Annotated in this window: 13 protein-coding genes and 1 tRNA gene; 11 read left to right on the top strand and 3 right to left on the bottom strand. The window is 73.1% G+C overall.

All coding sequences use genetic code 11. The features are described from left to right. Positions 1-30: 30 nt before the first annotated feature. Positions 31-2,793, bottom strand: coding sequence for a pyruvate dehydrogenase (acetyl-transferring), homodimeric type (aceE, locus tag JOD48_RS12225; protein WP_204809269.1), 2,763 nt, complete (start codon positions 2,791-2,793; stop codon positions 31-33). A gap of 519 nt (positions 2,794-3,312) precedes the next feature. Between aceE and JOD48_RS12220 the strand changes: the two genes are divergently transcribed. The 11 genes from JOD48_RS12220 (at position 3,313) to JOD48_RS12175 (ending at position 18,756) form a co-directional block, all read left to right on the top strand. Continuing rightward, the gene (locus tag JOD48_RS12220; RefSeq protein ID WP_030151692.1) at positions 3,313-3,726 is read left to right on the top strand and encodes a DUF3052 domain-containing protein; all 414 of its coding nucleotides are present in this window, start codon (positions 3,313-3,315) and stop codon (positions 3,724-3,726) included. Continuing rightward, complete coding sequence (locus JOD48_RS12215) at positions 3,710-4,192, top strand: peroxiredoxin (protein WP_372440735.1); 483 nt, start codon at positions 3,710-3,712, stop codon at positions 4,190-4,192. The genes JOD48_RS12220 and JOD48_RS12215 overlap by 17 nt, the downstream gene beginning before the upstream one ends. Positions 4,193-4,363: 171 nt before the next feature. Then, positions 4,364-4,437, top strand: a tRNA-Val gene (locus JOD48_RS12210). A 319-nt stretch (positions 4,438-4,756) separates the two neighbouring features. Continuing rightward, the gene (locus tag JOD48_RS20170; protein WP_307824126.1) at positions 4,757-7,063 is read left to right on the top strand and encodes a HEAT repeat domain-containing protein; all 2,307 of its coding nucleotides are present in this window, start codon (positions 4,757-4,759) and stop codon (positions 7,061-7,063) included. A gap of 305 nt (positions 7,064-7,368) precedes the next feature. After that, on the top strand, positions 7,369-8,559 hold the full coding sequence (locus tag JOD48_RS12205) for a DUF4132 domain-containing protein (RefSeq protein WP_307824301.1): 1,191 nt from the start codon (positions 7,369-7,371) through the stop codon (positions 8,557-8,559). Further along, positions 8,553-9,710: an ATP-binding protein gene (locus tag JOD48_RS12200; RefSeq protein WP_191789020.1), complete on the top strand. Its 1,158-nt coding sequence runs from the start codon at positions 8,553-8,555 to the stop codon at positions 9,708-9,710. The genes JOD48_RS12205 and JOD48_RS12200 overlap by 7 nt, the downstream gene beginning before the upstream one ends. Beyond that, a complete protein-coding gene (locus JOD48_RS12195) occupies positions 9,701-12,331 on the top strand; it encodes a DUF5682 family protein (protein ID WP_204809267.1) in 2,631 nt (876 codons plus the stop codon). The genes JOD48_RS12200 and JOD48_RS12195 overlap by 10 nt, the downstream gene beginning before the upstream one ends. Further along, complete coding sequence (locus JOD48_RS12190; RefSeq protein WP_307824125.1) at positions 12,328-13,494, top strand: VWA domain-containing protein; 1,167 nt, start codon at positions 12,328-12,330, stop codon at positions 13,492-13,494. The genes JOD48_RS12195 and JOD48_RS12190 overlap by 4 nt, the downstream gene beginning before the upstream one ends. Next, on the top strand, positions 13,491-15,596 hold the full coding sequence (locus JOD48_RS12185) for an SWIM zinc finger domain-containing protein (protein WP_204809265.1): 2,106 nt from the start codon (positions 13,491-13,493) through the stop codon (positions 15,594-15,596). Before JOD48_RS12190 ends, JOD48_RS12185 begins: the two co-directional genes overlap by 4 nt. A 289-nt stretch (positions 15,597-15,885) precedes the next feature. Beyond that, positions 15,886-16,752 (top strand): carbonic anhydrase, encoded by an 867-nt coding sequence (locus tag JOD48_RS12180; protein WP_204809264.1) that lies wholly within the window; start codon positions 15,886-15,888, stop codon positions 16,750-16,752. Between the two features lie 207 nt (positions 16,753-16,959). Beyond that, positions 16,960-18,756 (top strand): bifunctional 3'-5' exonuclease/DNA polymerase, encoded by a 1,797-nt coding sequence (locus JOD48_RS12175; RefSeq protein ID WP_204809263.1) that lies wholly within the window; start codon positions 16,960-16,962, stop codon positions 18,754-18,756. Positions 18,757-18,765: 9 nt separating this feature from the next. Here the strand turns inward: JOD48_RS12175 and JOD48_RS12170 are convergent, their stop codons facing one another. Further along, the gene (locus tag JOD48_RS12170; RefSeq protein ID WP_204809261.1) at positions 18,766-19,194 is read right to left on the bottom strand and encodes a VOC family protein; all 429 of its coding nucleotides are present in this window, start codon (positions 19,192-19,194) and stop codon (positions 18,766-18,768) included. 4 nt (positions 19,195-19,198) lie between these two features. Continuing rightward, positions 19,199-20,050, bottom strand: a complete 852-nt coding sequence (locus JOD48_RS12165; protein ID WP_204809259.1) for a helix-turn-helix domain-containing protein — start codon at positions 20,048-20,050, stop codon at positions 19,199-19,201. Positions 20,051-20,088 lie beyond the last annotated feature (38 nt).

The raw sequence follows: 20,088 nt of genomic DNA, 5'->3' as shown, positions 1-20,088 counted from the left end.
GCGCCGTCGGGCACTACGGGCGGGGGACGATCAGGAGTCGCCGCCCGCGTTGCCGGACGTGCCGGCCGTGACGTCCATCAGACGGTACTTCTCGATCGCCTGGGCCGAGGCCTCCGCGGGGACCTTGCCCTGCTTCGCGAGCTGCTGGAGCACCCGGACCACGACCGAGGGGCCGTCGATCTTGAAGTGGCGACGGGCAGCGGCACGCGTGTCGGAGAAGCCGAAGCCGTCCGCACCGAGCACCGCGAAGTCGCCCGGGATCCACTGGCGGACCTGGTCGGGGACGAGGTGGTCGTAGTCGCTCGTCGCGACGAACGGACCCTCGACGCCCTGGAGCTTGGCCGTCAGGTACGGCACGCGCGGCGTCGCGGCCGGGTTGAGGAACGCGTCCTGCTCGGCGGCCAGGCCGTCGCGGCGCAGCTCGTTCCAGCTCGTGACGCTCCAGACGTCCGCAGAGACGCCCCAGTCCTTCTCGAGGAGCTCCTGCGCCTCCAGCGCCCACGGCACGCCCACGCCCGAGGCGAGGATCTGCGCCTTGGGGCCCGAGGCCTCGGACACCTTGATGCGGTGGATGCCGCGCAGGATGCCCTCGACGTCGACGTCCTCCGGCTCGACCGGCTGCTGCATGGGCTCGTTGTAGACCGTCAGGTAGTACATGACGTTCTGGTCGCGCCCGTCCTCGCCGTGACCGTCCTTGCCCGGCCCGTACATGCGCTCGATGCCGTCGCGCACGATGTGGCGGATCTCGTAGCCGTAGATCGGGTCGTACTGGACGATCGCCGAGTTGGTGCCCGCGAGCAGCGGCGAGTGACCGTCCGCGTGCTGCAGGCCCTCACCGGTGAGCGTCGTGCGCCCGGCCGTCGCACCGATGATGAAACCGCGTGTGAGCTGGTCGCCCGCGGCCCAGAACTGGTCGCCCGTGCGCTGGAACCCGAACATCGAGTAGAAGATGTAGAACGGGATCATCACCTCGCCCTGCGTGGCGTACGAGGTGCCGACCGACTGGAACGCGGCCGCGGAACCGGCCTCGTTGATGCCGGTGTGCATGATCTGCCCGGCCTCGGACTCCTTGTAGCTCAGCATGAGCTCGCGGTCCACGGCGAGGTAGTTCTGGCCCTGCGTGTTGAAGATCTTCGCGGACGGGAAGATCGAGTCCAGACCGAAGGTCCGGGCCTCGTCCGGGATGATCGGCACGATGCGCTTGCCGATCTCCTTGTCCTTGATGAGGTCCTTGAGCAGACGGACGAACGCCATGGTGGAGGCGATCTCCTGGTTGCCCGAGCCCTTCTTGAGGATCTCGTACGTCTTGTCGCCCGGCAGCGTGACCGGGGCCGGCGCCGCACGACGCTCGGGCACGTACCCGCCGAGCTGGCGGCGACGCTCCTGCATGTACTGGATCTCCGGCGCGTCGGCACCCGGGTGGTAGTACGGGGGCTCGTACGGGTTGGCGTCGAGCTCCTCGTCCGTGATCGGGATGCGCAGCGAGTCGCGCAGCGTCTTGAGGTCCGCCAAGCCGACCTTCTTCATCTGGTGCGTCGAGTTGCGCCCGGCGAAGCCCGAGCCCAGGCCGTAGCCCTTGACCGTGTGCGCCAGGATGACCGTCGGCTGGCCCGTGTGGGCCGTGGCCGCAGCGTACGCCGCGTAGAGCTTGCGGTAGTCGTGGCCGCCACGCTTGAGGGCCCAGATGTCGTCGTCCGACATGTTCTCGACGAGCTGCTTGGTGCGCGGGTCGCGCCCGAAGAAGTGCTCGCGGATGAACGCGCCGCTCTCGGCACGGTACGTCTGGTAGTCGCCGTCGGGCGTGACGTTCATCAGGTTGACGAGCGCACGGTCCTTGTCGGCGTTGAGCAGGGTGTCCCACTCACGGCCCCAGATGACCTTGATGACGTTCCAGCCGGCGCCGCGGAACTGCGCCTCGAGCTCCTGGATGATCTTGCCGTTGCCGCGGACCGGGCCGTCGAGGCGCTGCAGGTTGCAGTTGACCACGAAGTTCAGGTTGTCCAGGCCCTGCTGCGCGGCGAGCTGCAGCATGCCGCGGCTCTCCGGCTCGTCCATCTCGCCGTCACCGAGGAAGGCCCAGACGTTCTGCTGGCTCGTGTCCTTGATCCCGCGGTTGTGCAGGTAGCGGTTGGTCCACGCCTGGTAGATGGCCGAGGCCGGGCCGAGACCCATGGAGACCGTGGGGAACTCCCAGAAGTCCGGCATGAGGCGCGGGTGCGGGTAGGACGGCAGGCCGCCGCCCGCGTGCGACTTCTCCTGGCGGAACCCGTCGAGCTGGTCCGCCGAGAGGCGGCCCTCGAGGAACGCGCGGGCGTAGACGCCGGGGCTCGCGTGACCCTGGAAGTAGACCTGGTCACCGCCGCCCGGGTGGTCCTTGCCGCGGAAGAAGTGGTTCAGGCCCACCTCGTACAGCGTCGCGACGGACGCGTAGGACGAGATGTGCCCGCCGACCCCGATCCCGGGGCGCTGCGCGCGCGTGACCATGACGGCCGCGTTCCACCGGTTCCAGCTGCGGTAGCGGCGCTCCATGGCCTCGTCGCCGGGGAAGTACGGCTCTTCGTGCACACCGATGGTGTTGACGTAAGGGGTGTTCACCGACGTCGGGATCGCCACGTTGCGCTCGCGTGCTCGCTTGAGCATGTTGAGCAGGACGTAGCGGGCGCGGGGGCCGCCACGGTCGTCGATCAGTCCGTCCAGGGACTCGACCCACTCGCTCGTCTCAGCGGGGTCGATGTCCGGTACTTGGCTGAGCAGACCGTTGATCAGCGGTCCGGTCTCGTCAAACGAAGCCACCAGCAACCTCATATCTTGTTCGGAGCGGTATTCGGATTGAATCACGGCGCGGTACACCGTGCCCGCTCACCTCCAGCCACTCCTGCGCGGCGGTAGCAGTCGCTGGTGGCGACTGTGCCTCCACACTCTCGGGTGGTCGAACCATTCTGTTACCCCGCGGCCTGGAAGTCACACCACAAGGGGGTCAAGAGAGCGTGATCTCCACGACACAAGAGTGTGTGCGTCCGGTGCGCAGAGCGTGGAGGAGCGGTTCTGGCGTGGGGTCCTCGTCCGTCCGCCGGGCGTCACCGTGGTCTCGACGTGGCCCGACGGCGGCACGTCCGTCGCGCGCTCGGCGAACCTCCCGTGGCGCGCCGACGTTGTGCCGAGTGCCGAACACCGCAACACTGGTGCAACTGCACGGTGAAGAGGCCCGAGCGACGCACCCGCCTCTGCTGAGGCACGCGGGAGTGGTGTGGGCTACCTTTGCCAAGCAGGTCACAGATCATCGAGCAGTACGAAGAAGGGAAAGAGACACAAGTGGGAGCGACGCCGGACCCCCAGGGTGCAGGACGCCTGGGGTTCCTCTCTGGCCATGTGGTGCAGGAGTTCGGTTGGGGTGAGGACGTCGACGACGACCTCCGCGCCGAGATCGAGGAGCTCGTCGGCTCCGAGCTGGTGGACGAGGACTACGGAGACGTCACCGACGGTGTCGTGGTCTGGTGGCGCGAGGACGACGGCGACCTGACCGACATGCTCGTCGACGTCCAGACGGTCCTCGACGACGGCGGTCTCATCTGGATCTTCACGCCCAAGGCGGGCCGCGACGGCCACGTGGGCCACAACGACCTCCAGGAGGCCGCGACCACGGCCGGCCTGCACGCCACGAGCACCTTCGCGATCGCACCGGACTGGTCCGCGACCAAGCTCGGCACGCGTGGCCGTGGCCGCTGAGGCCCCCGAGCTGACGGTCCGGCCGGGCGACCTCGCCCCCGACTTCACGCTCACCGACACGCACGGCACCCCGGTCCACCTCGCGGACCTGCGCGGTCGGCCCGTCCTGCTGGTGTTCGTGCCGTTCGCCTTCTCGGGCACGTGCACGAGCGAGCTGTGCGAGCTCCGCGACAACATCGCGGACTTCGAGACCGCGGGCGTCTCGCTCTACGCGATCTCGTGCGACCCCGTCTTCTCGCTCAAGGCCTGGGCCGCGCAGGAGGGGTACACGTTCGACCTCCTCTCGGACTTCTGGCCGCACGGCGAGGTCGCCCGCCAGTACGGGGTGTTCGACGCCGAGCGCGGCCTCGCGATCCGCGGCAGCTTCCTGATCGACGCAGAAGGCGTCGTGCGGTGGTCCGTCGTGAACCCTCGCGGGCAGCGCCGGGACCTCGCGGGGTACCGGGCGGCGCTCGCGGAGCTCTGACCCGCCCCCTCTCGACGGGCGTGCCGTGGCCTCGTGCCGTGGTGCGCCCGTCGGTTGTTCGTGGCCGGGTCCACCCGTGGCAGCCGTACGCCCTCGGGCACGGGATGCCCGATGTGCGGCGGATGTGCGAGGCAGGGTCGGTGACCCGGTAGGCTGTGCACCGCTGTTCTGGGGCCTGTAGCTCAGTTGGTTAGAGCGCCACGCTTACACCGTGGATGTCGGGGGTTCGAGTCCCTCCGGGCCCACCCCAGCTCTCGCTCGGCGAGGGCGTGCGAGGTCGAGCGAACGCCAGGCTCCCTCGCCCCCTGCCCGCCGCACCGCCTGCGTCCTGTCGACCACGGGTCGGAGGCAGCCAGCACCACGCCGGACCCGGCCACCGGGGCCGCGCAGCGCCGTCGGGCGGGGAGGGGACCGGCCGCGGCGGGCGTCCCCCGACCGATTCACCCGACCGATCTCCACTGACAGCATCGACGCCTGTCGGTGGCTTCTCCTACTGTGACCGACGACGCCGCGCCGACGGAGCGCGGCGGCCTCCGGACGCGGTCCGGCGGCCCGGAGGAGACGGTGGGACGCGTGTTCGACAAGATCAAGGGTTGGCTCCAGGGAGACCACGACGGTGCGGTCGAGGGCGGCGGCACGGCGCCCGGCCGTGCAGAGGGTCGGCGGCGCGCCGAGCCCTCGGCTCGGCTGGTCGACGGACTGAAGATCCTGGACGCGGCCACCGAAGGTCTCGCGGCCCGAGCGATCGCCTACGTCCACACGGGCGACGGGCCGGAGCTCGTGACCGAGCTGTCGCAGCGCGGCGACGACGCGGTGGACCGGTTGCTCAACCGGCCCGCGACGCTCGGCGCCTGGACGTACACGACCCAGGCCGAGGACAAGGCCATCAAGGAGCGCGTGCCCGGCTGGAACGTCAACAAGGGCGCCACGGCCCGCAGCAACCTCTACACGCTGACCGAGCCCGTGGGGATCGACGCGCTCGTCCGCACGGGCCGCCTGCTCGCGGCCGTCTCGCCCGACGTCTCGCGGGCCTCCGACCGGCTCCCGGCCTGGTTTGCCGCCCTCCTGACCGACGTCGCCAAGACGTGCGGCGACCGCCGCACCACGGGCAAGAACGGCAAGCCGGGCGTGCGCAGCCAGTGGACCCCCGAGCTCCTGACCGCGATCCTGCGCGACGGCGGCGTGGCCGAGGGGAGCATCCCGACCGCCGTCGTGGCGGGGATCTTCGACCGCCCCGTCACCGCGGACTACTACGGCGACCCGCTCGCGGTGTTCGCGGCGCAGCCCGGTGTCGAGGAATACCTGGTCGCGCACCCAGCCGACGTCGCCGCGGTCGCACCCCTGCTGCGCGCGACCGGCAAGGTCGAGCTCCTGCGGTTCCTGCGGACCCGGCCCGCCGCACTGGACGCGTTCGTCGGGCTCGTCGCCCAGCTCGCGACCGACAACGCCAAGTCCGTGCGCGAGGAGGCCGCCGGGAACCTCGCGGCCCTGCCCGCCGAGCGCCAGGTCGCGCTCCTCGAACCCCTGCTCACCACGATGCCCGCGAGCCGGCTCGGGGGACTCGTGACCCACCTCGTCGGGGTCGAGGGCGGCATCGACGTCCTGCGCCGCGCCCATGCGGCCGACGGCCGGGGCGCGCGCGGCACGTTGCTGTCGAACGCGATCGAGCGGGCCACGGCCCTCGACGTCGCGACGGTCGTCGTCGACGAGCCCCTCGACGTCCCGCCGTTCACGCCCCTGCCCGAGGTCGCCCTCGGCGACGCGTTCGTGCGCTCGGCCCGCGACGCGGTGGACCGCAGGCTCACTGCGGCCCGCGACGAGCTCGCCGCGCTCGAGGCGCTCCCCCAGGCCGAGGCCCAGAGCTGGCGCCTGTCGCACGCCCGGGGAGCCGTCAAGGATCTCGCGGCCATCACCGACGACCACCTCACGCAGGTCGCGCAGTACCTCTCGGGCGCCCTGACCAAGGTGCCGCCGCGCACCGTTCTCGTCGAGCTCCAGGCCCCCGCGATCCGGGGCCGGCTCGACGGTCTGACCATGCTCCACGACATCCGCTTCGCGCGCTCGCACGGTGGCGGCAGGCAGCGCTACCCCTGGTACCAGCTCAACGCGACGACCGACATCGCGGTCGACCTCCGGATCCTCGCCGACGGTGTCGAGCGGGCCGGTGTGCAGGACTCCGAGTCGGCCGTCGCCGAGCTCGTGTTCGACTCCTGGTTCGCTCGCGGGACGTTCGCCCCCGAGCACCTGTGGCCCTACTTCGCCGAGCACCCGCGCGCGCTCGACACGATCCTGGGGCTGCGGCCGTCGGGCACGGTCCAGACGTACAGCCGTTCGGAGCGGCTCGAGGTCGCGCTCACGATCCTCGGCGCCTTCCCGACGATCCCGAACCGCTACCTCCCGCGGTTGGCCGAGCTCGCGCTCGGCGAAGGCAAGACGCACCGTGTCGCGGCGCAGAAGGTGCTCGAGTCGCACGTCGGGGCCCGCGAGCTGGCCGAGCAGGGCCTGCGCGACGGGAAGGCCGAGATCCGCGTCACGGCCGCCGTCTGGCTCCAACGCCTCGGCGACCCGGCAGCGGTCCCGGCACTGCGAGCCGCGCTCGCCAAGGAACGTCGCGAGGTGGCCCGCGCCGCGCTCCTCGGGGCTCTTAAGCGCTCGGTGACGACATCGCCCTCGAGCTCGCACCCGCGACCCTGCTCGCCGAGGCGACCAAGGGCCTCAAGGCCAAGGCACCCGCGAGCATGGCCTGGTTCCCGATCGACGGTCTGCCCGCGCTCCGCTGGGCCGCCGACGGCGAGCCCGTGCCCGTCGAGGTCGTGCGCTGGTGGGTCGTGCTCGCGGTCAAGCTCAAGGACCCCAGCGGACTGGGCCTGATCGCGCGCTACGAGTCCCTGCTCGACGTCGAGAGCCGCGCGGCGCTCGGCCGGTTCGTGCTCGACGCGTGGATCGGCAAGGACACCCAGGGCCCGACTGCCGAGGAGAGCCGGGCCTACGCGGACGGCGAGGCCCAGCAGCGCTACGACCGCTACCAGCACTGGTACAAGCAGCACCCCCAGTACTACGAGGCCGAGGCCTCGCGGACCGTGGACCAGCACCACCAGGACGCGTTCCGTGAGCACCAGGCGAACTACCTCGGGTCGGCCATCGCCGACAAGGGGCTGCTCGCGCTGACCGTCGGCATGCCCGGTGCCGACCTGACGCGTGCCGTGCAGCAGTACCTCAAGACGCACATCACGCGCCGTGCACAGATCGAGGCCCTCGTGCGGGCGCTCGCGGCCAACGGCGATCCCGCGTCGATCCAGCTCCTGCTGTCCGTGGCGCGGCGTCACCGCCAGGCCACGGTGCAGGCGGCCGCGCAGCAGCTCGCCGAGGACCTGGCCGAACGACGGGGCTGGTCCGCCGAGGAGCTCGCCGACCGTACGGTGCAGACCGCGGGCTTCGAGGACGACGGCATCCTGCACCTCGACCTCGGGTCACGCGAGTACACGGGGCGCATCACGCCCACGTTCACGCTCGAGCTCACCAACGACGCGGGCAAGGTCGTCAAGGCCCTGCCCACGCCGCGCGCGGACGACGACCCCGACCAGGTCAAGGCCGCCAAGTCGCAGCTCTCGACGAGCCGCAAGGAGCTCAAGGCCGTCGTCGCGCTCCAGACCCAGCGCCTCTACGAGGCCATGTGCACGGGGCGCGAGTGGCCCGTCGCCGACTGGCTCGAGTTCGTGGCCGGGCACCCCGTCATGTCCCGGCTCGCGGCCGGGCTCGTGTGGCTCGAGAACCCCGGTCCGGACCAGCGGGCGTTCCGACCGGGCGATGCCGGAGCGCTCATCGACGTCGACGACGAGGACGTGACCCTCGCGCAGGGCGCGACGGTCTCGGTCGCGCACGGCGTGCTGCTCGGCGCGGAAGAGGCCGGTCGGTGGCGCGAGCACCTCGCCGACTACGAGATCAGGCCGCTGTTCGACCAGCTCCAGGTGACGGTGCCCGTGACGGACCGCAGCGCGACCGCGATCAGCGACCGCAAGGGCTGGCTCACGGACAGCTTCACGGTCCGCGGGCGGGCGACGAAGCTCGGCTACGCGCGCAGCCAGGCCGAGGACGGCGGCTGGTTCTCGGGCTACGAGAAGGCGTACCCGAGCGTCGGGATCACCGCGGTCATCGAGTTCACGGGCGCGTTCCTGCCCGAGGAGAACATCCCCGCGGCGATCACCGACCTCGTGTTCCGCCGCTCGACCCGGGCCTACGGGCAGAGCGCCGAGGCGCGCCTCGCGGACCTGCCGCCCGTCCTCGTCGCGGAGTCCTACCGCGACTACCTGACCGTCGCTGCCGGTGGCAGCTTCGACGCCGCCTGGGAGAAGAAGAGCGCATGGTGACCACCCCGACCCCCTCGGCGAGCACCCACGAAGAGGCAGCGGTCCTCGACCGCGGCCCTGCCCAGGAGATCCGCCCGCCCGCCGAGGTGCGTTTCGCGGACGAGCTCGCGGTCCTCGAGGCGGCCGACCGGGCCAAGGGCTCCGAGCTGCCGCCCGGGTGGCGGCTCAGTCCACGGGCCGTGCGCGCCTTCGTCGTGGGCGACGCCGAGCTCGGGGTGCGACGGAAGTTCTACGGTGACGACCCGCTCGTGGACCGAGCCGTCGTGTCCTTGCTCGGCCGCCAGGGACTCATGCTCGTGGGGGAGCCCGGTACCGCGAAGTCGATGCTGTCCGAGCTGCTCGCGGCCGCCGTGAGCGGGACGTCGAACCTCACGGTCCAGGGCACCGCGGGCACGACCGAGGACCACGTCCGCTACTCGTGGAACTACGCGCTGCTCATCGCCGAGGGACCCAGCGAGCGCTCGCTCGTCCCGTCGGCCGTCCAGCAGGCCATGAGCGCCGGGAAGGTCGTCCGGTTCGAGGAGATCACGCGCTGCGCGCCCGAGATCCAGGACACCCTCGTCTCGATCCTCTCCGAGAAGCAGCTCATGATCCCCGAGCTCGGCAGCGAGGCGCGGGTCTCGGCCCGCCCCGGGTTCAACGTGCTCGCGACCGCGAACCTCAAGGACCGGGGAGTCCACGAGATGTCGGCGGCGCTCAAGCGACGGTTCAACTTCGAGACGATCAAGCCCCTCACGGACCGCCAGTTCGAGATCGACCTCATCGAGGCCCAGCTCACGGCCGAGCTGGGCCCGGCGGGCGAGCGCCCGCCGCTCGCGCGAGACGTCCTGGACGTGCTCGTCACGGCGTTCCAGGACCTGCGGACCGGGGCCACGAGCAACGGTGCGCCCGTCAAGCGTCCCGAGACCGTCATGTCGACGGCCGAGGCCGTGAACGTCGCGGTCGCCGCGTCGCTCGAGGCCCGCTACCTGGGCGACGGCACCGTGACCCCGGCCGAGGTCGCGCGCCAGCTCGCGGGCGTGGCCTCCAAGGGCGACGAGGAGGACGCCCGGCGGCTGCGGCACTACGTCGACAACGTGGTGCGCGAACGGGCGCGACGTGACCCGCGCTGGAAGTCCTTCCTCTCCGCGGCGGAGTCCCTGTGGCAGTAGCGCAGGCGCCGGCGCGAGCCGCGTGGGGTCGTGCGCCCGAGCGCATGCAGGCCGCCGCCGCCGCGGTCCAACGCCTGCGGGTCGACGGGATCTACCTCGCGCCGGTCCGCCACCACAGCCCGGCGTGCGCGCTCGCGGTCGGGGCGCTCGTCGAGGAGGTGCGGCCCGCCGTCGTGCTCGTCGAGGGGCCCGAGGAGTACGGGCGGCTCCTGCCCGCGCTGCTCGACCCGCGCACACGTCCGCCCGTCGCGGTCCTGAGCCTGGGGACCGAGGGCGGCGGCGCGGGCTTCTACCCGCTCGCCGAGTTCTCGCCCGAGTGGGTGGCTCTGCGCACCGGGGCCCGGCTGGGCGCGGAGGTCGCGTTCGTCGACCGGTCGTGGGGCGCGCGCGCGACCGGCGACCGGTCCGGCGAGGTGGCCGGAGGAGTCGCACCCGACGACGGCACGGAGGGAGCAGGCGACGACGCGTTCGCCCGCACGCTCCAGTCCGAGCGCAACCTCGCGCACTCGCGGACGATCGCCGCGGTCGCCGAGCGGCTGGGGTGCCGCGACCACGACGAGGTGTGGGACCACCTCTTCGAGGCACGCACGAGCGAGCGGCTCGCGGACTGGCGCGAGCTGTTCGACGACGTGTTCGCGTGGGCAGGTCTCGCACGCCTCGACTACGAGGAGGAGGTGCTCGACGCCGACGGGTCGCTCGCGCGCGAGGCCCTCATGTCGGCCCGGGTCGCCGAGCACCGGGCCCGGGTCGAGGGGCCCGTGGTCGTGGTGACCGGCGCGTTCCACACGCTCGCGCTCGTCGAGGCGCTCACGGGCGCTCCCGAGGGCGAGGCGGTCCTGAGCCGCCGTCCCGCCGGGGGCTACGGCCCGCCGACGTCGGCCGACGCCTGGCTCATCCGCTACGACCACGAGCGGCTCGACGGGCTGCGGGGCTACGGGGCGGGCATGCCGTCGCCCGGCTTCTACGAGCGGCTCTGGGCCGCGCACCGGGAGCCGGGTGGGCCGAGTGCGCTGGGCACGTCTCTGCTCGTGGACGTCGCCGCGGCCGCGACCGCGCGCGGGGCGCAGGTGAGCCTGGCCGAGATCGCGTCGGCGGCCGAGCAGGCGACTCGGCTCGCGGACCTGCGCGAGCGCCCGTGGCCGGGGCGGACGGACCTCCTCGACGCGCTCACGTCGTGCTTCGTCAAGGACGACGGGGGGCTCGACGTGGGTATCGGACGCCCGCTCGGGCAGGCGGTCGCCGAGGTGTTCGGTGGGCGCGCGCTCGGCGAGGTGCCGCCCGGGACCGCGTCGCCGCCGCTCGTGCAGCGTGCGAGGGAGCGGGCCGAGGACCTGCGTCTCGTGGTGACGGACTCGACGCCGCGTCGCACGCGTCTCGACGCGCGCCGCACGCCGCGCCACCGGGAGCGCCGGGCCTTCCTGGCGCTCATGGACTTCGTCGGCAGCGGGTTCGCACGCCAGGTCTCGGGGCCCGACCACGTCGCGGGGCGCGGCCTGGGGCTCCTGATCGAGGAGTGGGAGTACGCCTGGACGCCCCTCGTCGAGGCGTCGTTGGTCGAGCTCTCGCACCAGGGTGCGACGCTCGAGGCCGTCGCGGTGCACCGCCTCCACCGCCTCGAGCACGAGCTCGCGACGACGGGGCGCTCGGCGCTCGGTGTGGCCCGCCTCGTGGCCCAGGCCGTCGTCGCGGGACTGTCGGAGCACCTCGACCGCCTGGTCGCGCTCCTGCGCTCGACGCTCGACGTCGACCCCTCGCTCGAGTCCGTCGTGGGCGGGCTGCACCGCCTCGTGGACCTGTGGGACGCTCGCGTCGAGCTGGGCCTGGAGGACCACGCGGACGACCTCCTGGACCTGCTCGACCACGGCCTCGCCACCGTCGCCTACCTCGTCCCGGGCCTCGGTGCGGTCGACGCGGACGCGGAACCTGCCGCCGTCGGGACGCTCGTCGCCCTGCGCGACCTCCTGCGGGAGGCGGGGCGCGCCGCACGCGCACCCGGTCCCGACGACGGAGCGGACCCCCGCAGGGCCGCGCGCCCCACGAGTGGTGCCGTACCCGCGACGGACCGAGCGGAACCCGTGCTCCGCGAGCTCGACCGGCTCCGCGGAGACCGCAGCGCGGCGCCCGGCGTCCGAGGTGCCCTCGTGGCGCTCGCCGCGACCCACGACGCCCTCGACGACGACGTCCTGGTCGCGGAGGTGCGTGCCCAGCTCAGCCCGGGCGCGGACCCGGTCGCCGCCGTCCGCTTCCTGGGCGGGCTGCTGCGCGTCGCCCCCGACCTCCTGCTGCACACCCCCGAGCTCTTCGACGCCGTCCACGCAGGTCTGCGGGACCTCGACGGGGACGCGTTCCTGGCCGTCCTGCCGGACCTGCGCCGTGCGTTCACGTGGCTCAAGCCGGCCGAGACGCACCGGCTCGCGCAGCAGGTCGCGACACGCACGGGCTTCCGGGCCGAGCGGATCGACGTGCACCTGGCCGCGACCGAGCAGGACCTCCACGCCGGGCTCGCGCTCGAACGCGAGCTCTCCGCGATGCTCGCGCGCGACGGGCTCGGCGCGTGGGTCGTCAGCACGTCGCAGCGCACCCCTGCCAACCCTCCGTCCGACCAGGAGAACCTGCCGTGACCGTCCCGACCGCCCGTCCAGGGGCGACCGCCGAAGAGCTCGAGGCCGCGCGCCGCTGGCGGCTCGTCCTGGGCCGCTACGCCGCCCAGGAGCTCCCGCAGGACCCGGCCGACACCGGTGTCGAGCGCGCGCTGCAGTACCTGTACGACCGCGAGTACGTCGAGCGCGGGCACCGCCTGGGCAAGGGGCCGGGCGGGCGCGGCGGCGGCGGGAGCCTCGACCCGTCGGCGCTCAAGGCTCTCGACTGGCTCGGCCAGGCTCGCACGCTCTTCCCGCGCGAGACGTTCGAGCGCATGCAGGTCGACGCCGTGAGCCGGTACCGGCTCACGGACCTGCTCGCCGACCCGGAAGCGGCCGAGGCCCTCGAGCCCAGCCGGGAGCTCGCGACCGCTCTCCTGCAGGTGCGCGGACGCCTCGACGAGCGCGCCGCCGCCGGGCTCCGCACGGTCATCGCGCGCGTCGTGGAGGACATCGTGCGACGGCTGCGCCCGCAGTTCGCGACCGCGCTCACCGGCCGCAAGGACAGGTCACGCCGCTCGGTGCACGAGGTCAGCCAGAACTTCGACGGCAAGCGCACCCTGGCGGCCAACCTCTCGCGCTACGACCCGGAGTCCGGGCGACTGATCGTGCAGGACGTGCGGTTCGTGTCGAGGGTGCGCCGCACGCTCACCTGGGAGGTCGTGCTGCTCGTCGACCAGTCAGGCTCCATGGCGGCCTCGCTGCTCTACAGCGCGGTGTGCGCCGGGATCATGTCGGCGCTGCCGGGGATCACCGTCAGGCTCGCGGTCTTCGACACGAACGTCGTCGACCTCTCGCACCTCGCGCACGACCCGGTCGCGGTCCTGCTGACGGCACAGCTGGGCGGTGGCACCGACATCGCCAAGGCGGTGCGCTACGCCGAGCAGCAGGTCACGAACCCGAGCCGCACGGTCGTGGTGCTCGTGAGCGACTTCGAGGAGGGCGGCTCGGTCACCCAGCTCCTCGCGGGCGTGCGGCGGCTCGCGGAGTCCGGTGTCCGGATGCTGGGGCTGGCGGCGCTCGACGAGGCCGCGGAGCCCGTCTACGACCACGGGACGGCCCGCCGCCTCGCCGAGTGCGGCATGCACGTCGCGGCCCTCACGCCCGACCGGTTCGCCGAGTGGCTCGGGGAGGTGCTCGTATGACGCCGGACTGGCTCGCGGTCTTCGCGGGATACGACGACGCCGCGCTCGTCGCGCTCGCCAACGCCGGTCTGCTGCGTCGCGCCCGCAAGGACCTCGCGGCGGGCGACGTGTCGCTCACGTCGGAGTCCGCGGCCGAGGTCGTGGTCGCGTGCGGGAGCGCGGTGGTGCGGCTCGGGCCCAAGGGTCCGGTGGCGGCGTCGTGCTCGTGCCCGACGGCGGGCGTGTGCCAGCACGTGGTCGCGGCGTGCCTGTGGGCCCGCGAACGCGAGCCCGGCGGCCCGCGGGAGCCCGCCAAACCGGCGCCGACCACGCTCGACGAGGGCGTCGCCGCGGACCGAGGCGCGTGCGACCGTGCGACCGCCCCGGACGCCCTGGCCGACCTCCTCGCGCTCGAACCCGTCGCCGTGTGCCGGGCTGCGGGCAGGCCCGCGCTGCGACGGGTCGTCGAACGGCTCCCGGCCGCGCTGCTCGCCGGGCTCGGGCAGGACGGTCCGGGCGCGCCCGCCGCGTGCGAGGTCGCGGCCGACGGTGCACGGCTCACGATCACGTGGACGGACGGCACCGGCACCCCGACCCAGGTCGTCTTCGTGGCCCCCGCGGGGTTCGCGGGCATGGTCGTCGCCGGTGCACGCTCGGCCGGCGAGCAGGCCGCAGCACGGCTCGAGGCAGTCGTCCGGGTCTTCGCCCGCGAGGGCAGGTCGTGGCCGTGGCCCCGTGAGATCGAGGCCGAACGCTCGGGCGAGCTGACCACGGCCCAGCGTGCGGGGATCGAGGAGGCGAGCGCCGTCGTCGGGCACGTGGTCGACGCCGGGCTGTCCCACCTCGGCGCCGACGCGGCCGACGGGCTGCGGGGCGCCGCTGCCCGCGCGCGGCTCGTGGGCCTGCTGCTGCTCCACCGGCTGCTGCTCGTCGCGGCGGGACTCGTCGACGGCCTCGCGACGCGCGACGACGACGTGAGCGAGTCCGACGCGCTCGGCGCCCTCGCCGAGGCGTGGGCGCTCGCGGCGGCGTTGCGGGACGCACCCGTTGGAGCCCTGCCCGACCTGGTGGGGGCACCAGTGCGCAGGTCCGCCGACGCTGAACCCGGCGACGAGCTCCCCGGTCGCCTGGTGCCGCTCGGCGTGCGGTGGTGGCAGGCACCCAGCGGTGCCCGCGGCCTGACGCTCACGGCCTGGGACGCACGCCACGGGACGTTGCGGACCGCGACGGTCGCGCGGCCATCTGGCGCGGACCCGACCTTCCGCCGGGACGTCGACCTGCCGCTGCTCTGGAAGGCGTCGGTCACCGCGGTGTGCGCAGGTCCGTTCGAGCTCGCCGACGCCGAGACGCGGCCGGACGGGTCGATCAGCACGACCTCGCGCACGAGCCTCGTCCCCGGCGGGGGCTTCGACGTCGCCGAGCTGCGGGAGATCGCGCAGCACCTGGACGGGGTGACCGCCGGGACGGTCGGGTTCGGCCGGGCTCGGCGCCGCGTCCGCCTCGTCATGGTGCGCGAGACCGGGGCTGTCGGGGTCGACGAGGTCCGCCGCGACGTCACCTGGCCGGTCACGTCCGCCGACGGCGTCACGCACGTCCTGCGCGTCGGCGTCGAGCACGAGCGCAGCATCGATGCCTTGCTCTCGGTCGTGGCGTCGCGCAAGCAGGTGGTCGCGGTCCTCGTCGAGCGCGACGCCTCGAAGGGGTCGGAGGAGCCTGTCGGAGTGTTCCTACGGACCGGACAGGGGAGCGTCGAGCTCTTCTCCCCGTCGATGTCCCCGGCGTTCCGTGCGGTGAGCTGGACGGCGTTGCGCCGGCTGCGGGCGCGGATCGCCGCCCTGCACCGCGGCGCGGCGGTCCACGTGGCCGAACCGCAGCCGCGCGGTCCGGTGACCCGCGTGTGCGAGCCCGCACGCGACGTCGTGGACTCCCTCGGCGCGACCGGACGCCGCAGGCTCACCGCGCACCAGCAGAGCGTGCTCGACGACCGTGCGCGGCTCGCCCACGACCTCGGGATGGTGACCGTGGGACGCACGATCGAGGCGCTGACGACCAGCACGACGACCGCGACGCTCCTCCGGGCACGCTTCGTGCTCGGACGGGCGGAGGCGCTCGCGGACGCGTAGCGCAGCGCCGCGACGTGTACGGGTGGGCGTGGCGTATCCGCACCTCGCAGAGTTCTGGTCATTTTCGTCACGGAGTTTTCGGTGCTCTGAAGTGCATTCTTCGTTGCCCCAGGCGATGTGAAGATGATGTGTCCGAGGTGTCGATGTTCTGTTTGTGGCTCAATGGTCGGCGAATTGTGCGCATAGTGTCCTGCGGGCCGGACGGGGGAAGACGTATCCGGCCGGAAGGATTCGGCACACCGTCGATTCTTCCGCCATGTGCGACCGATACCTGTGATCGGAGTTCCGTATGACGAAGTACGCAGCTTTCTACGTTCCCTTGACTGCCGCGGCGCTCGCCCTGACCGGCGGCGTGTCCGCGTGGGCGGCGTCCGCGAGCGCACCCACGAGCACTGCGGCGCTCGCCCCGGCGAGCATCCCGGCGGGCGCGCTCGAGCTCGCGCCACCCGGCGGCGGATGGTCCTACGAAGGGGGTGCCGGCCCTGAGCACTGGGGCGAGATCGCCTCGACGTGCGCGTCGACGCCGACGAGCAGGCAGTCACCGGTAGACATCCCGCTGCGCTCCCTCACGGAGAGCCGCAAGGTCAAGGCGCCCGTGCTCGACTACGAGCGGGCCGCGTTCACGGTCCGCGACACCGGGGAGACCATCCAGGGCGACCTGACCACGGTCGGCTCCAACGCCATCACGCTCGACGGCACCCGCTTCGAGCTCCGGCAGTTCCACCTGCACACCCCGAGCGAGCACACGATCGACGGCGAGCCGGCCGCGATGGAGCTCCACCTGGTGCACCAGAGCGCCGAGGGCAGGCTCGCGGTGCTCGGGGTGCTGCTCGAGCTCGGCCGGGAGAACGCGGCGCTCGCCGGATTCTTCGACGCGATCCCGTCGGCCGCGGCCGCGGCCGCGACCTCGTCGGTCGCGCCCCGGCCTGTCGAGATCAACCCTGCGCACCTGGTGCCCGGGTGGTCGGACCTGATCCGCTACGACGGGTCGCTCACCACGCCGCCGTGCAGCGAGGGGGTGCTCTGGAACGTCTACGAACGTCCTCGGACGATCTCGAAGTCCCAGCTCGCCGCCTTCACCGCGGTGCACCCGGAGAACAGCCGCCCGGTGCAGCCGCTCAACGGTCGGAGCCTGTTCGAGGTCGACGCGGACTGACGCCTCGTCCGGCTGGAAAGGCGTCCGGTCGCCGACTTCTGGTCGGCGGCCGGATGTCTTTCATCTACCGGCTCCGGAGGTGCAAAGGAGAATGCTCTCATTCGGCGGGCGGATTTCTGGTTCCGTCGTTCAGGAATTGCCGACAATATCTGTGATCGTGACGGCGCGTATCGGTGGCCCCTGCAGGCGGGCAGCGGGAAACCCCGGATGTCAGACCCTCGCGGCAGACTCTGGGTCGTGTACTCGGTCCCGCTCCGCACGTCGTCCGCAGACCCGGGCGTCGTCGACGTCGAGGACCTCGACCCCCGCGGCGGCCGGCAGCGCCCCGCCCCGCGCCGCACGACCTGGCCGGGTGCCGTCCTCGAGCAGCCCGACCCCCCGAGCCCCGCGGTGGACACGGCCACCCCCGGCGCGCCCCCGGCCGCGACGCCCACGACCCGCTGGGTGTGGGACGACACCAACCTCTGGTACCCGGCCGCCCTCGCAGCGGGCCTTTGCGTCGAGCGCGCGCACGACCTGCGCCTGACCCGGGCCGTCCTGCGGCGGTCGGTCCTCACGACGAGCACGCCCCTGGCGCGGGCCCCGCGGGACGCCTGGGACGACATGCAGCCGGTCCCCACGGCCCCCGTCCCGGGGATCGAACGCCCGGACGCCCTCTTCGACCTCGGTGACCGGCGGGCCGTCGCCCCACCCGACCCGGTGGAGGAGCTGCGCCGACAGCTCGAGGCCGTCGCGACGTCGTCGGGCCCGGGACGGCTTCGCCTGCTGATCGCGGCCGAGTCCGCGGGCGCGCTCGTGGCCGCCGAGATGAGCCACGCCGGACTGCCGTGGCGCGAGGACCTGCACGACGCGATGCTCACCGGCATCCTGGGTGCGCGGCCGCCGCTCGGACTGCGGCCCGCGCGGCTCGAGGCCCTGGCCGAGCACGTGCGTGCGGCGCTCGACGCGCCCGCCCTGAACCCCGACTCGGCCCCCGAGCTCCTCAAGGCCCTCGAGTACGCGGGCGTCGGCGTGAGGTCGACGCGCAAGTGGGACCTCGAACGCGTCGACCACCCCGTCGTCGCGCCGCTCCTCGAGTACAAGAAGCTCAGCCGCCTCCTGACCGCCAACGGCTGGAACTGGCTCGACACCTGGGTGCGGGACGGCCGCTTCCGGCCCGAGTACGTCGTCGGAGGAGTCGTGACCGGACGATGGGCCGCCAACGGCGGGGGAGCCCTGCAGCTCCCGCACCAGGTCCGCTCGGCCGTGGTCGCGGACCCCGGGTGGAAGCTCGTCGTCGCCGACGCCGCACAGCTCGAACCCCGGGTGCTCGCCGGTCTCTCAGGCGATCTCGTCATGGCCGAGGCCGGGCGCGGTGGCGACATGTACCAGGGCATCGTCGACACGGGTGCGGTCGAGACGCGCGCCCAGGCCAAGATCGGCATGCTCGGCGCCATGTACGGCGGGACGACGGGCGAGAGCGGGCGCATGCTCCCACGGCTCGCGAAGGCGTTCCCGCGTGCTCTCGACCTCGTCGAGCAGGCTGCGCGGGCGGGCGAGCGCGGCGAGATCGTCACCACGCGCCTCGGCCGGAGCTCGCCCCCACCCGGGTCGGGCTGGGACGAGACGCAGGGCAGCGCGTACGACGAGTCCGCGTCGAGCGACGCCCAGTCCCGGGCCCGCAGCCAGACCCGCGCCTGGGGCCGGTTCACCCGGAACTTCGTGGTGCAGGGGACGGCCGCCGAGTGGGCGCTGTGCTGGATGGCCTCCCTGCGCGGGCGCCTCGCCGCGATGCCCGGGGCGGCGCGGCCGGGACGAGCCCCCGCGCCCTTCACCGAGCAGCCGCACATGGTCTTCTTCCTGCACGACGAGATCATCGTGCACGCCCCCGCAGAGCTCGCCGAGCACGTCGCGGACGAGATCCGGGCCGCGGGCGCAGAGGCCGGGAAGCTGCTCTTCGGAGACTTCCCCGTCGACTTCCCGCTCACGGTCGCGATCGTCGACGACTACTCGCAGGCGAAGTAGCGCTCTCGCTCAGGCGGCCCGCGGCTCGCCCCGGTACGTCCCGACCGACCAGAGGTTGCCCTCGGGGTCCGCGAGCACCAGCTCACGGCTGCCGTAGTCGGTCTCGCGCAGGGGAGCGAGCACCGCGCCGGCGCGCTCCGCCCGGCCCGCGATCTCCTCGATCCCGGTCCCGCTGCCGGGCTCCCCGGCGACCACGTACCCGCCGAACGCTCCCGGCGGACGTGACCACTCGCCGTCGGGCTTGAACGAGCCCAGCATGATGCCGCCGCCCGGCGGCCAGTCGAGCTGGGCGTGCGCGACGCCCCCGTCGCCCGTCATGACCGTGTTGCGTCGGAAGCCCACCACGTCGACGAGGAAGTCGATCAGCCCGGACGCGTCGTGCGCCTGGAGGGTGGGCCAGACCTGAGCCGGGGGTGCCTGTGTCGTGTCGGTGTCCATGACCTCAGCCTCCTCGCGGTGCACCGCCCCCGGCTTGGATGTTTGCGCGCTCCTCGGCGAGCCACGCCGTCGGGCTCAGGCCCGCGAACGCGTGGAAGTCACGCACCAGGTGGGAGTGGTCGGCGTACCCGGTGCGGGCCGCGACGTCCGCGAGGTGCGGGCCCGACGACGACAGGAACCCCGCGCGCACCTCGTCCCTGGCCGCGTCGAACCGGACCAGGCGGCACGCCGCGCCGGGGCTCAGACCGAGCTCGGCCGAGAAGAGCGACGTGAGCTGGCGAGGGCTGAGCCAGACGTGCGCGGCGACGTCGGGCACGGACACCCGGCCGCCCCGGCGCAGGATGTGGCGCCACGCCTCGGCGACCTCGACCCGGACCGGTCCGAGGCCAGGGCTGCGGGCAGCGGCCACGCGACGCAACGCCGCGCCGACGAGCGTGAGCCGCTCGTCCCACGACGCCGTCCCGCCGACCCGCTCCCGCAGGTCACGCGAGAGAGGGCCGAGCACGTCGTCGGCGTCGGTCACCATGCCCAGCTCGCGAGGCGGCACGCCCAGCAGCGCGCGGCTCGCGAGCGGGTCGAGCGCGAGCTGGACACCCTCCTGGTGCGCGGGCTGATGGATGTAGGCGGGGGACAGGTGCAGCCCCCCGACGAGCGAGGAGTACCGGTGCAGCGGCGCGTCACCGGGACCCGTCGCGGTGGGTACAGGACCGTCGAGGCTGATGACGAACGTCAGCCACGGCGAGGGCAGCCCACGGTGGACCGAGGGGGCCTCGTCCGTGATCTCGTAGCCCAGGATCGAGCCGACCGCAGACCCCAGCGGCCCGGTCGGGGAGGCGCGCACGTAGTGCTGTCCCATGCCCCCACGGTAGGTCGCGGGGGTCGCTCGGCGCGCGT

Source organism: Oerskovia paurometabola (assembly GCF_016907365.1).
Classification (GTDB): Bacteria; Actinomycetota; Actinomycetes; order Actinomycetales; family Cellulomonadaceae; genus Oerskovia; species Oerskovia paurometabola.
Note: the sequence above shows the minus strand (reverse complement) of the source record. Positions and strands in the feature narration are given on the sequence as shown.